Raw genomic sequence first — 12,117 nt, forward strand, 5'->3', positions numbered from 1 at the left:
CGGACAGGCTCTCAGTACAGGTGGATCGAGAGGTGCCCCAGCGGCAGCCCCAGCTGCCAGGCCGGCGTCCACACCTGCGCCACCGCCCCCTCCGCCTCCGGGTCCCGCGGGCCGTCGGCCGGCTCCCCGGGCGGCGGGCCGATCGCGTCGAGGTCGGCCGCCAGCAGTTCGGTGTCCTCCAGCCACCGCCACGCCGCCCGTGCCAGCGCCAGATCCGGGTCTGGGCCGCCCCGCGCCGCCTCCAGCGCGTCGAGCCGCTCGCAGACCCAGCCGCGCCACGGGGCCCCGCACGCCGTCAGCAGCCGCAGCTCGTCCACCCGGGTGGCGGGCAGCGCCTCGGCCACCGCGCCGTCCGAGAGGAAGACCGTGAGGGCGAGCGCGTCACGCCCCGCCCGGTACTCCAGCGTGGCCGGTTCCATCAGCTCCCCGGTCCGCAGCAGCTCGTCGGCGATGTACTCCGCGTACATCCAGGCCATCGGGATCTGCAGCCCGCCGCCACCGGATCCGTCCTGACGTTCCGGACGCATCGCGTCTCGCCCCATTCCGTTCTCGGCACGCCCCCACACGCAGCATTGAACCGGGGGAGCGCGCCCCGCGTGGCCAGAAGGACAGGATCCGTCGGACCGGATGCGTCACAGACAAGAGGGTGCGATGACCGCAGAGCCCGGGAAGGGACCGCACATGAGACAACGGCTCGGCGCCTACGTGCTGGACGCGCTCCCGGCCCCGGAGGCGCTGGAGGTCTCCCGCCATCTGCAGAACTGCGACCTCTGCGCCGCGGACTACGTCGCGGTGGCCGAGGCCGCGGCCCTGCTCCCGCTGCTCAGCGAGGAGGACCTCCTGGAGTAGCCCGGCAGATTACGGGAGAGCAGGCGCAGCGCGTAGTACGAACGGGACTTCACGGTCCCGGCCGGAATCCCGAGCACCTCGGCCGTCTCGCCCACGCTGAGGCCCCGGAAGTAGATCTGGACCAGCACCGCCCGGTGCTCCGGGCTGAGGCCACGGACCGCCTCGCGCACATCGAGCGCGGCGACCGCGGACTCGGCGGTGTCCTCCCCGCACGGGGCGCTCTCCAGCACCGCGTCGCCCACCTCCGCGGGCCGGGCCAGCCGCGACCTGCGGGCGTCGATCGCCAGCCGGCGGCCCACGGTGAACAGCCAGGGCCGCATCGACTCGTACGGGCCGTCGAACGCCTCCGGGTGCTGCCAGGCCCGCACGAGGGTCTCCTGGAGCAGATCCTCTGCCCGCTGCCGGTCGCCGAAGGTCAGACCGAGGAGGAAGTGGAACAGGGCCGGGCCGTGCTCACGCTGCAGATCCGCGAGGGCCCGCTCGTCGGTCGTCGTCGTGGTCATGGTGAACGCCCTTCCCCGCGGAGGTCCCTGCCGCCTCGCTGCTGACTCGCGTATACGAACGCATCCGCGCCCCTGGCAACAGGACAAACGCCGCCCCGTGCGACGAGCGGTCGCACGGAGCGGCGAATGGTGCGGTGAGCGGTCGGGCGGGCGTCGGAGCAGGGCGCGGGGTGCGAGGGCTTACGGGACTACGGTGACGGGCCAGCGCCCCGCCTTCACGAGGCGGACGGCCACCGAGCCGATGAAACGGTGGCCCGCCGACTCCGACGCGCCCACCACCACGGCATCCGCCTTGAGTTCGTCCGCCGCCGTCACCAGGCCGTTGTACGGATCACCGCGGAAGGTGTGGAACTCCCAGCGCACATCCCATATGTCCTTCATCCGCTCGGTCGACTCCCGGATCTCATTCACCAGACCCTCCGCGACCTCCCCGGTCGTATCACCGACCGGCGCACCGAGCGCGGCACCCGCGGGCAGCACGGGCTGTACGTAGACGAGGGCGAGCATGGCCCGCTGCCGACGGGCGAGCCCGGCGGCATAGGCCGCGGCACGCATGGACGACTCCGAACCGTCGAGGCCCGCGACGATCACTTTTGGGCCGTCTGTGCCACGTTCGAACTGGTGAGGCTGCTGGTCTGTCACGGCAGTGAGGCTATCCGCTGCCGTGCGGCCCGCCCGTCCGGGCTCTCGGCGGTCGGGACGCGTGGACGCCGGTTGCCACGGGCGGGCTCCCCCCATTGGGTGCAAAACCCCGCGTGACCGGTGTCGTTGAGGTGGGAGGGAGCCCGGACGTGCGAGCAGTTGGTCATGAAAAATGATCAGAGGCTGCCGATGCGCAGGACGCTGCTGAGGCTGGCCGCCGGACTGGGCGCGGCCTCCGTCGTGCGCCTGGTCGCCGCGGACACCGCAGGCACTCCCTTCCGGCGCCCCGCGGCGCCGTCCGACGCCGCGGCGGGGCCGCCCGCGGCCCTCCGGACCAAGCCGCTGTCCTATCGTCTGAGCCCCATGACAGCGAACACTCCGCCCCACTACCGCCCCGCGGCGCCGCCCGTCCGCACCCGGCCGTTCGAGAAGCTGCCCGACATCGGGCACGCCATGGTGCTGACCTTCGACGACGGCCCGGACCCGCTCTACACCCCGCACATCCTGGACACGCTGCGCGAACACGACGTACGGGCCATGTTCTTCCTCTGCGGTGAGATGGCCAACGACAACCAGGACCTGGTGCGCAGGATCTCCGACGACGGACACACGGTGGGCAATCACTCGTGGACGCATCCGCTGGTCACCAAGCTCTCCCGGGCGGGCATCACCGACGAACTGGGGCGCACCAGCGAGGTGATCGAGAAGATCACCGGCGCGCCGCCGCTCTGGTACCGGGCGCCCTACGGGGCCTGGAACCGCAATTCCTTCGAGATCGGCGCGGCGATGGGCATGGAACCGATGGCCTGGACGGTGGACACGCTGGACTGGACGGTTCCCGGCACCGACAGCATCGTCGACCGGGTCAGGGAGGGTGCCGCACCCGGCGTCGTGGTGCTGTCGCACGACGCGGGCGGCAACCGCTCGCAGAGCGTGGCCGCGCTGGGGCGGTATCTGCCCGAGCTGCTGGACGAGGGCTACCGGCTCACCGTGCCGCAGCGCCGCTGAGCCGCGCGCCGGCCGTTGCCCGGGGACGGGACCGCCCCCGGGCAGCGGTCGTCAGCGCGTCGCGACCAGCCGGGCGAAGACCACGACGTTGCCGTCGTAGCCATTGGCCTTGGTGAATCCGCCGCCGCAGGTGATGACCCGCAGTTCCGCCTTGCCGGTGTCGCCGTACACCCGGGCGCCGGGAAAGTCGTTCTTCTCGAAGACCTCGACCCCGTAGACCTCGAAGACGGCGACCCGGTCGTCGCTGCGGGTGATCTCGACGCGGTTGCCCTTCTTCAGCGAACCCAGGCTGTAGAAGACGGCCGGGCCCGCCTCGTTGTCCACGTGGCCGACGACGACCGAGGTGCCCAGCTGCCCCGGCGCGATGCCGTTCTGGTACCAGCCCGCGAGGTTGGGGTCCTGCGGGGGCGGCGTCTCGATCCAGCCGTCCGGGTCCAGGTTCACGTCGATGACCGGCGCGTCGACCTGGATCGAGGGGATGGCGACGCGGTCGACGGGGGCGTACGCCAGCGGTTTGACCACCGGCCCTGCCACGGGCGCCGCGGGCACTGCCACCTGGTGGCCGACCGACGTGGCGGCGACCGGCTGCGGCGGTCCGGGCGAGAGGTCCGCGCCGTTCCGCATCAGTGCGAGACCGGTGAGCATCACCAGGGCGAGCGCGCCCCAGGGCGAGTGTCTGATCCGTTCGGGGTGCCAGTTGTCCCGGCCCATGGTTCTCCCTTCGTCGCGACGAGGGGAACGCTAGGCGCGGGGCGGCCGGGCGGCGATCAGGGAGGGGCGAACGGGTGGCGGCCGGGCGGGCGGTTGCGTATCGGAGTAGTGCGCGGATAAAAGTTCTGACGCTCTGTGACCTGCGAATCCATCAGTTTCACCGCTGTGCGCACGGTGTGTCGGATCACCGGGGTGGAGCAGCGCCGAAATGCGCTGGATCAAGGATCTGGTGAGGGTTCGTCATGGGAGGCGTTCTCGTCGATCCATCCCGGCGCACCGAGCTCCGGGGGCGCTTCCCGCTGGAGGTTCGAACGATGCGTGCTACACGCGCTCTCGTTGTCGCCGCGACCGCCGTCGCCGCCCTCGGGCTCGGCGCCCCGATGGCAGCAGCCGGTGGAGACGTCGGGAACGGCCAGAACAACGGGAACAGCCAGAACGACTGGAACGACCCGGGCGACTGGGACAACGGCAACAACAACGGCAACGGAAACGGAAACGGGAACAACAACAACGGCAACAACAACGGCAATGGCAACGGGCACGGGAACAACAACGGGAACGGGAACGGCCGCAACAACGGTCCGAACAACGTGACCGTCGATCCCGAGCGCGTGCACCAGGGCGCGGCCATGCAGGTCAGCGCGGAGGGCTGCGGCCGGGGCGGCAGCGTCTCGTCCAACGCCTTCCGGACCACGCGGCTCTCGGCGGGCCGGGTCGGTCACGCCAGGGTCCGGATCCTCAACGACGCCACGCCCGGCTCCTACAACCTGACGGTGCGCTGCGACGGCACCGACCGGACGGCCGGGCACCGGTTCACCGTGCTCAACAGCCGCGGCGCACAGGGCGGCCTCGGCGGCTCGATGGCCGCGAGCCCGGCGGACATGGGCGTGGGCGCGGGTCTGGTCGCCTCCGCGGCTCTCGGTGGAGGCATGTACATCATGCGCCGCCGGAGGACCCATGGGGCGGTCTGACCTCGCGGACATACCTGCCGGACCGATAACCACGTCGCCCCGAGTCCTGTGAAAGGACCCGGGGCGACTTCCGTTCCGGCCGGCGGTGCCGGTCAGTGCGAGCGGTTCTCCCTGCGTCGTCGCGCCACGAAGACGGTGCTGGTCGCGGCGGCCACGGCCAGCGCGGTGCCGCCCACGATCATCGCGGTGTCGGGGCTGTCGATGCTGCCGCCGAGACCACCCTGAACGCCGGCGGGCGAGGCCGTCGAACTCGTGGTGCTCGTGGAGCTGGTGGTGGGCGTGCTCGGGGCCGCGCTGATCGTGAGGTTCACCTTCGCCGTGGAGCTCGGCGATGTGTTGCAGGTGAACGTCACCTCGTACGCGGCGGCCGGTTTGGCATCCCAGTCGACCGTTGCCCTGGCGGTGCCGCCCCTGGGGATGGTGACGGTGTCGAACACCCCGGAGGACGCCGTGGCCGTCGTCGAGCACCCCTTGGCGGCCAGGGTCACCTGGCCGCCCGGCGCGATCGCCGAAGGCGTGACGGTGTATCCGCTCCCGCTGTTGGACGGTCCGCCCGCAGTCGCGGCATACGCGGTCACGGCCGGGGCGGTCATGGCGAATGCCGCCGCGCCGAGCAGAGCGACGGGAGCGACGCGTATTGCGCGCATGGTGATTCCTCCGGGTCCCCGAGGAGCAGTTGCGGAACGGATTCCCGCAAAGCATCAGAAATGCACCTCGATGCCGCCCACGCTAGAAGTGGTGCATTTCGCCCGCGATCGGAGTCGTCCAATGGTGCGCCGCTGTCCCCCGAGCGGCGCACGGTCCGCCCCTAACCCCCTGACGCCTTGGGGAACAGATCGAGGAACGGTGCGGCGGTGGCCGAGAGGCCCCGGCCGAAGGGTGAGTCGAAGTCCCAGATCAGGAAGAGCAGGAAGGCGATCAGGACACTGAAGAGGCCGGCCAGCAGGAGTTCCCGGAACGTGCGCCGGATCTGCAGGGCGAAGATCAGCCCCACGGTCACCAGCGCCCCGATGATCAGCCCGAACCAGACGACCCCCGGCATGGTGGCCCCGGCGCTCTGCCCGCGCGCGCTGCGGGCGTCGTCGGCCGCGGCGATCTGGTCGACGAGCGGCTGGTACGCCTGTCCCTCGTGGTCCGTCTTCGGCTTGTAGTCGGTGACGTCGGCGCGCACCCGGTCCAGGAGCTGCGAGCCGCGGTCGTCGAGCCTGCCGTGGTCGATCATGGTCTGCCACTCGTCGTGCACGACGAAGCTGACGTAGGCGTCGACGTCGGCGCGGATCCGGGTGCGTACCTCGACCGGGTAGACGGACGAGCGCGCGTCGACCTCGTGGAGCGCCTGCGCCTCCTGGCGGACGTACTCCTGGGCCGCTCCACGGCCTTCCCAGACGCCCGCGATGGCGAGGCCGAGCACGATCGCGTAGACCACGCCGATCATCATCGTCATGTACTCGATGACGTCAGGGGTTTCGGACGGGTCGTCGTCCTCGGGAAGCCGGCGGTTGTTGAGTACGGCGATGGTCAGCACCACGGCGGTGGCCGCGACCATGGCGAAGGTGAGAACAAGCCATTCCGACATGTGGGTCTCCGAAGGTCATCGGGAACGGGGCCGCAGCACGGCGACGGCGAACACCGCGGGGGCTGTGATCATCAAGGTGAGCGTGACCAGGGAGGTATGGCGCTCCGGGGCCTTCCGGACCGGTCTGCGGTAGGCGGGCAGGGCCACCGGCCGGGGTGTGGGGCGTACGGACGGTGAGGGCGAGGGCGAGGGCGAGGGGGACGGAGACGGAGGGGGCGGCGGAGGGGGAGGAGGCGGGGGTGCCGGCTCCGGCGCGGGCGGCGGAGGTGGTGCTGGTGCTGGTGGGGGCGGCGGTGGAGGAGGGGTAGGGGGAGGGGGCGGCGGGGGTGGCGGCGGAGGCGGAGGCCGGGGCGCGGGCGGTGGGGTGGGCTTGGGCTTCGGCCCCGCGTGACAACTGCCGTCACCGCTGCTGGCGACCGCCGAACTGCCCCCGTCGTCGCCGATCGAGGCGTACCCGCAGTTGCTCGCGACCGCGGGCACCGGGGCGGTGAGCAGCCAGATGAGTGCGACGGCCGCCGAGAGCCGGCCGATGAGTGATCCGTACACGACCGGGAGCATGTTCCGGGCCGCGCGGCGGCACGCCGCACGGCCGCCGGATTCCCCTGATGGTGGGTACCTGAAGCACTGGGTGTTTGCGGCCGGGGAAAATTCTGCGGACGCATTGAACAAAGAGGGCCCATGCGTACCCGCCCATGGTCATGCGTCACGCGATTCCGCATCGCAACTGGCAGCTTCGGCGGGAGAGTTGACATGCACTTCCGGTGGGGCGGCCCGCGTACGGCGGGCGCGCGCCCAACCCGGCGGCGGCGGGCCGGCCGGTGCCAACAGCCCCGCAGCGGGAGGAAGATGGTGTGCGGCGTCCCGCAAATGCCGAGTCGGCCGATACGCCAAAGTAGTTCTATTGCGAACCTTTTTCAGGGGTTCCGTCGTCCGAATGTCACACGCAGCGACGAGGCGGTTGCAGTTGCCACGGGTGTGACCAATAACGGACCGCTAATTTCCGTTTCCGCTCGCTCTCCTGGCGGGCGATCAGTAGCCTCTGGTCAACACTGACCATGAACATGGCCGGATCGCCGTGGCGACTTGTTGGAGAGATCGATGGAGCGTCCCGCCTGGGCACCGCAAGGCATTGACATTTCGGTGCCGAGCGTGTCCCGAATGTATGACTTCTATCTGGGCGGCTCGCACAATTTCGAGGTGGACCGGGAAGCGGCCCGCAAGGCCATGGAGTTCATGCCGGGGCTTCCCAAGATCATGCAGGCGAACCGTGCCTTTATGCGCCGGGCGGTGCGCTACGCGCTCGATGAGGGGATCTCCCAGTTCCTGGACATCGGTTCCGGGATACCGACCTTCGGCAATGTCCATGAGGTCGCCCAGGGCATAGCCCCCGAGGCCCGGGTGGCGTACGTCGACCACGATCCGGTCGCGGTCGCACACAGCCAGGCCGTGCTCGAGGGCAATTCCGCAGCGGTGATCGCCACCGCCGATCTGCGCCGGCCGCAGGAGATCCGGGACAACCCGGAGATCTCCGGACTCCTCGACTTCGACCGGCCGGTAGCGCTGCTGCTCGTCGCCGTACTCCACTTCATCGAGGACTCCGACGAGCCGCACAAGGCGGTCGCGGAACTGCGGGACCTGCTGGCCCCCGGAAGCCTCCTCGTCGTCACCCACGCCTCGTACGAGGGCATCCCGCTGACGCGGGAGGAGGCCGGCGGTGCGGTCGGGGTGTACAAGAACATCCGCAACCCGCTGGTCATGCGCTCGTCCGACGAGATCGGCCGGTTCTTCGACGGATACGAGATGGTCGACCCCGGCCTGGTGCCGATGCCGAGCTGGCGCCCCGAGACCCCGGTTGCGCAGGGCGGTGAAGACCCGTACGCCTTCTCGGGCTTCGCGGGAGTGGGACGCAAGGCGTGAGCATTCCCGCCCAGTCGTCCGGCGCACCGGACGCGGAGCCCGACGGCCCCGAGGACCGGCTCCGGCGATTCGCCACGATCTGGAGCCGGGCCATATTCCCGTCGACGGCCACCTCCCTGACCCGCCCGGAGTTCGAACACCATCTGCTCCCGCTGGCCCGCATGCTCAGCGACACCCTGCACGCCCGCCCCTTCGACGCCGTATCGGCGGCCGGGGTGGGCGGCGCGCTCGTCGCCGCGCACTGCACGGACCCGGACGCGCTCAGCTCCACGCTCGGTGTCGTCGACTCCTACCTCGTCCTGTACTGCGGGAACAACGGCCCGGTGGCGCTGGCGACCGAGGACAGCCGGTCCCGCTGCGCCAGGATCCAGCACGCCGTAGCAGGCGGCTTCAGCCAGGCGCTGCGCGAGCGGACCCTCGCAGAGCAGGAGGCCATCGCCCGATCGGCGCTCGCCGCGCGCTCCCACGCCGAACAGGCGCTGCACGCGACCGAGGCGCGGTTCCGGGCCGTCTTCAAGGACGCCGCCATCGGCATCGGGATCGCCGACCTCGACGGCAACGTCCTGGAGGTCAACGACACCCTCACCCGGATGTTCGGCGGGCTCGACCACCACGTGCGCAGCCACCGCGTCAACGAGTGGGTCCACCCGGAGGACTCACCGAAGGTCTGGAAGTACTACAACGAGCTGGTGAGCGGCGAGCGCGACCACTACCGCGTCGAGAAGGCGTTCTACCGCAACGACGGCACGGTCCTGTGGACCAATCTGACGGTGTCCCTGCTGCGCGACGCGGAGGGAAACCCGGAGTACCAGCTGGCGTTGATGGAGGACACCACGGAGCGCAGGCTGCTGAATCTGCGGCTTCGTTACGAGGCCACACACGACGCGCTCACGGGTCTGCCGAACCGGACGCTCTTTTTCGAGCGCCTCGAGAAAGCGCTCTCGGCCGGTGACGGCAGCCGTTTCGGGCTCTGCTACCTGGACCTGGACGGCTTCAAAGCGATCAACGACAGCCTGGGCCACGCCTCGGGCGACCGGTTGCTCGTCGAGGTCGCGGACCGGCTGCAGAGCTGCGCGACCGCGCCGGGCGAGATGGTGGCGCGGCTCGGCGGCGACGAGTTCGTGGCGCTGACGACCGGTCCCGACACGGCTTCGGAGGTCGACGAACTCGCCTGCCGGATCCTCGGGGTGCTCGCCACACCGATCCGGCTGGACGGGCGTGAGCTCACCGTCCGGGGGTCCATCGGGGTCGTCGAGGGCCCGGCCGGTGAGCGCAACGCCGCCGAGGTGCTGCGCAGCGCCGACATCACGATGTACCGGGCCAAGTCCGCGGGCGGCAACCGCTTCGAGCTGGCCGACGCGGAGGCGGACGCCCGTGCCATCACCAGGCACGGGCTGACCACGGCGCTGCCCGCCGCGCTGGAGCGCGGCGAGTTCTTCATCGAGTACCAGCCGCTGGTGCACCTCGGGGACGGCTCCGTGCACGGGGCGGAGGCGCTGGTGCGCTGGTGCCACCCGCAGCACGGGGTGCTGGGGCCCGACCGGTTCATCGCGCTCGCCGAGCACACCGGGCTGATCGTGCCGCTCGGCCGCTGGGTGCTGGAGGAGTCGGTGCGGCAGGCCAACTTCTGGCAGGAGCGGCACACCGACGGGGGCCCGCTGCGGATCAACGTCAACCTCTCGCCCGCCCAGCTGCACCATCCGCGCCTGGTCGCCGAGACCGTCGACGTCCTGGAACGCTCGGGGCTGGAGCCCGCGGCGCTGTGCCTGGAGGTCACCGAGTCGGCGCTCATCGGCGCCGACGACGATCTGCTGAAGCCGCTGCGCCAACTCGCCGAGATGGGCGTCGGCATAGCGCTCGACGACTTCGGCACGGGTTACTCGAACCTGGCGAACCTGCGGCGGCTGCCGGTGAGCGTGCTGAAGCTGGACCGCTCCTTCACCCAGGGGATGCAGCACCACCCGGCCGATCCGGTGGACCTGAAGATCGTCGAGGGCATCGTGTCGCTCGCGCACAGCCTGGACCTGGCGGTGACGGTGGAGGGCGTGGAGACGGGGGCCCAGGCGGAGCAGCTGCGGGAGCTGGGGTGCGACACGGCCCAGGGCTGGTACTACGCGCGGCCCGGCGCCCCGGACCGGATCCACTCGCTGCTGCTGGCCGACGCGGTGTGAGCCGGCGGACGCTCCGTCCCGGGGCGCGTCAGGTGCCCGGGGACTAGCTTGATCTCTAGGTTGAAGATCAAGCTAGGCGTCCGCCCGGCTCGCCAGCAGCACCCGCTGGAACTCGCGCGCCGCCCGTGGCGGATCCACGTCACTGCGGTGCGCGAGCGCGATCGTGCGGCGGAGCCCCGGCTTCGCCAGTGGCGTCGTCCGCAGGCCGTGGCCCGTCCGGGCGGCCACCATGCTCGGGACCACCGCGATGCCGAGACCGGCCCGTACGATCCCGAGCACCGCGTCCATCTCGCCGCCCTCCACGGTGAACGACGGCTCGAAGCCCTCGGCCCGGCAGGCGGCCACAGTCAGCTCCCGCAGGTCGTAGCCGTGCCGGAACATCACCAGCGGCTCGCTCTGCAGATCCGCGATCCGCACCCGCCCGCCCCGGCCGGGCCGCGGTCCCGCCGCCGACGAGACCACCACCAGATCCTCCTGGAGCAGCTCGACCGTGGTCAGGGCCGGTGAGGCCGCGGGGAGCGGAAGCACCACGAGAGCCAGATCGAGGGCGCCGCGCGCCAGCTCCCGTACCAGGTCGTGCGAACCGCCCTCCTCCAGCAGCAGCTGGATGCCCGGGTGCAGATCGTGGAAGGCGCGCAGTACGTCGGGCAGCAGCCCCGTGCAGACGCTGGGCGTCGCACCGAGCCGAACCCGCCCCCGGCGCAGCTGGACCAGCTCCTGGACCTCGTGCCTGGCGGTGTCCGCGTCGGCCAGGATGCGCCGGGCCAGTGGCAGCAGCGCCTCGCCCGCGTCGGTCAGCGCGATGTTCCCCCGGGCGCGGCTGAACAGTTCGGCCCCCAGCTCGCTCTCCAGCGCCCTGATCTGCTGCGAGAGCGAGGGCTGTGACACATGTACGTCCTCGGCGGCGCGGGTGAAGTGCTGGGCCTCGGCCACGGCCACGAAGTACACGAGCTGCTGAAGCTGCATACACCCACCGTAGCTCGCTCGATAGTCAGAGGCTATGGACATGAGCTGTTTCATGTCTTGGACTGATCGGGCCTTCGGTTCTAGCGTCGTGTCCATGGCATTGGCAACACGGACGGACCGACGGCCGTCCATGACGCGTTCGCTCTGGGACTCCTCCGTCGGCAAGAAGACGATCATGGCCGTGAGCGGCCTGATCATGCTCCTCTACCTGGTCGTCCACATGGTCGGCAACCTGAAGATCTTCTTCGGTCCGGGCGAGTTCAACGGCTACGCGCACTGGCTGCGCGTGATGGGCGAGCCGTTCCTGCACCACGAGTGGGCGCTGTGGATCGTCCGGCTGGTGCTCGTCGCCGCCGTGGTGCTGCACGCCGTCTCCGCGTACCAGCTCAGCCGTCGCGACCTCAGGGCGCGGCCCAGCAAGTACGTACACCGCAAGCCGCGTGCCAGCTATGCCACCAACACCATGCGCTACGGCGGCATCGTCCTCGCGCTGTTCATCGTCTGGCACATCCTGGACCTGACGACCGGCACCGTGCACTCGGGCGGATTCCAGTCCGGACACCCGTACCAGAACGTCATCGACACCTTCTCCACCTGGTACGGCAACGTCATCTACATCGTCGCCATGCTCGCCATGGGCCTGCACGTCCAGCACGGGTTCTGGAGTGCGGCACAGACCCTCGGCGCGGGCAGCGCGACCCGCGACCGTGTCCTGAAGACCCTCGCCAACGCGCTCGCGCTGGTGCTGACGGTGGGCTTCGTCTCCGTACCCGTCGCTGTCATGACCGGAGTGGTGAGCTGAC

13 protein-coding genes are annotated in these 12,117 nt (G+C 70.5%); 6 read left to right on the top strand and 7 right to left on the bottom strand.

Annotated elements, in window-relative coordinates:
• Positions 1 to 11: 11 nt before the first annotated feature.
• Complete coding sequence (locus OG892_RS36205; RefSeq protein ID WP_327340252.1) at positions 12 to 527, bottom strand: hypothetical protein; 516 nt, start codon at positions 525 to 527, stop codon at positions 12 to 14.
• 124 nt (positions 528 to 651) lie between these two features.
• Here OG892_RS36205 and OG892_RS36210 point away from each other — a divergent pair, with 124 nt between their 5' ends.
• Positions 652 to 849, top strand: a complete 198-nt coding sequence (locus OG892_RS36210; protein WP_073734626.1) for a zf-HC2 domain-containing protein — start codon at positions 652 to 654, stop codon at positions 847 to 849.
• On the opposite strand, the gene OG892_RS36215 is transcribed toward OG892_RS36210, so the two are convergent.
• A complete protein-coding gene (locus OG892_RS36215; protein ID WP_073734627.1) occupies positions 783 to 1,352 on the bottom strand; it encodes a sigma-70 family RNA polymerase sigma factor in 570 nt (189 codons plus the stop codon). The two genes, OG892_RS36210 and OG892_RS36215, sit on opposite strands and share 67 nt — an antisense overlap.
• A gap of 180 nt (positions 1,353 to 1,532) precedes the next feature.
• Positions 1,533 to 1,994 (bottom strand): universal stress protein, encoded by a 462-nt coding sequence (locus OG892_RS36220; RefSeq protein WP_024491783.1) that lies wholly within the window; start codon positions 1,992 to 1,994, stop codon positions 1,533 to 1,535.
• 165 nt (positions 1,995 to 2,159) lie between these two features.
• Here OG892_RS36220 and OG892_RS36225 point away from each other — a divergent pair, with 165 nt between their 5' ends.
• On the top strand, positions 2,160 to 3,002 hold the full coding sequence (locus tag OG892_RS36225) for a polysaccharide deacetylase family protein (RefSeq protein WP_073734628.1): 843 nt from the start codon (positions 2,160 to 2,162) through the stop codon (positions 3,000 to 3,002).
• Between the two features lie 51 nt (positions 3,003 to 3,053).
• On the opposite strand, the gene OG892_RS36230 is transcribed toward OG892_RS36225, so the two are convergent.
• Positions 3,054 to 3,713: a class F sortase gene (locus OG892_RS36230; RefSeq protein ID WP_371631298.1), complete on the bottom strand. Its 660-nt coding sequence runs from the start codon at positions 3,711 to 3,713 to the stop codon at positions 3,054 to 3,056.
• A gap of 314 nt (positions 3,714 to 4,027) precedes the next feature.
• On the opposite strand from OG892_RS36230, the gene OG892_RS36235 reads away from it, so the two are divergent.
• Complete coding sequence (locus OG892_RS36235) at positions 4,028 to 4,684, top strand: hypothetical protein (protein WP_371631299.1); 657 nt, start codon at positions 4,028 to 4,030, stop codon at positions 4,682 to 4,684.
• 92 nt (positions 4,685 to 4,776) lie between these two features.
• Here the strand turns inward: OG892_RS36235 and OG892_RS36240 are convergent, their stop codons facing one another.
• On the bottom strand, positions 4,777 to 5,331 hold the full coding sequence (locus OG892_RS36240; protein ID WP_371631300.1) for a hypothetical protein: 555 nt from the start codon (positions 5,329 to 5,331) through the stop codon (positions 4,777 to 4,779).
• 161 nt (positions 5,332 to 5,492) lie between these two features.
• The gene (locus tag OG892_RS36245; protein WP_328864466.1) at positions 5,493 to 6,260 is read right to left on the bottom strand and encodes a hypothetical protein; all 768 of its coding nucleotides are present in this window, start codon (positions 6,258 to 6,260) and stop codon (positions 5,493 to 5,495) included.
• A gap of 1,098 nt (positions 6,261 to 7,358) precedes the next feature.
• Here OG892_RS36245 and OG892_RS36250 point away from each other — a divergent pair.
• Together OG892_RS36250 and OG892_RS36255 are read left to right on the top strand one after the other, a co-directional pair.
• Positions 7,359 to 8,177, top strand: a complete 819-nt coding sequence (locus OG892_RS36250; RefSeq protein WP_371631301.1) for an SAM-dependent methyltransferase — start codon at positions 7,359 to 7,361, stop codon at positions 8,175 to 8,177.
• A complete protein-coding gene (locus tag OG892_RS36255; protein WP_073734633.1) occupies positions 8,174 to 10,348 on the top strand; it encodes a bifunctional diguanylate cyclase/phosphodiesterase in 2,175 nt (724 codons plus the stop codon). The genes OG892_RS36250 and OG892_RS36255 overlap by 4 nt, the downstream gene beginning before the upstream one ends.
• Positions 10,349 to 10,420: 72 nt before the next feature.
• On the opposite strand, the gene OG892_RS36260 is transcribed toward OG892_RS36255, so the two are convergent.
• Complete coding sequence (locus OG892_RS36260; RefSeq protein WP_073734634.1) at positions 10,421 to 11,314, bottom strand: LysR family transcriptional regulator; 894 nt, start codon at positions 11,312 to 11,314, stop codon at positions 10,421 to 10,423.
• Positions 11,315 to 11,408: 94 nt separating this feature from the next.
• On the opposite strand from OG892_RS36260, the gene OG892_RS36265 reads away from it, so the two are divergent.
• A complete protein-coding gene (locus OG892_RS36265) occupies positions 11,409 to 12,116 on the top strand; it encodes a succinate dehydrogenase (protein ID WP_371631302.1) in 708 nt (235 codons plus the stop codon).
• Position 12,117: the final 1 nt, after the last annotated feature.

The sequence above is a fragment of the Streptomyces sp. NBC_00341 genome, assembly GCF_041435055.1.
In the GTDB taxonomy this organism is placed as follows: Bacteria; Actinomycetota; Actinomycetes; order Streptomycetales; family Streptomycetaceae; genus Streptomyces.

Excerpts from the sequence above, each read along its gene's own strand:
- OG892_RS36205 (WP_327340252.1), bottom strand. The coding sequence starts at position 527 with ATGCGTCCGGAACGTCAGGACGGATCCGGTGGCGGCGGGCTGCAGATC.
- OG892_RS36210 (WP_073734626.1), top strand. The coding sequence starts at position 652 with ATGACCGCAGAGCCCGGGAAGGGACCGCACATGAGACAACGGCTCGGC.
- OG892_RS36215 (WP_073734627.1), bottom strand. The coding sequence starts at position 1,352 with ATGACCACGACGACGACCGACGAGCGGGCCCTCGCGGATCTGCAGCGT.
- OG892_RS36225 (WP_073734628.1), top strand. The coding sequence starts at position 2,160 with ATGAAAAATGATCAGAGGCTGCCGATGCGCAGGACGCTGCTGAGGCTG.
- OG892_RS36230 (WP_371631298.1), bottom strand. The coding sequence starts at position 3,713 with ATGGGCCGGGACAACTGGCACCCCGAACGGATCAGACACTCGCCCTGG.
- OG892_RS36235 (WP_371631299.1), top strand. The coding sequence starts at position 4,028 with ATGCGTGCTACACGCGCTCTCGTTGTCGCCGCGACCGCCGTCGCCGCC.
- OG892_RS36240 (WP_371631300.1), bottom strand. The coding sequence starts at position 5,331 with ATGCGCGCAATACGCGTCGCTCCCGTCGCTCTGCTCGGCGCGGCGGCA.
- OG892_RS36245 (WP_328864466.1), bottom strand. The coding sequence starts at position 6,260 with ATGTCGGAATGGCTTGTTCTCACCTTCGCCATGGTCGCGGCCACCGCC.
- OG892_RS36250 (WP_371631301.1), top strand. The coding sequence starts at position 7,359 with ATGGAGCGTCCCGCCTGGGCACCGCAAGGCATTGACATTTCGGTGCCG.
- OG892_RS36260 (WP_073734634.1), bottom strand. The coding sequence starts at position 11,314 with ATGCAGCTTCAGCAGCTCGTGTACTTCGTGGCCGTGGCCGAGGCCCAG.
- OG892_RS36265 (WP_371631302.1), top strand. The coding sequence starts at position 11,409 with ATGGCATTGGCAACACGGACGGACCGACGGCCGTCCATGACGCGTTCG.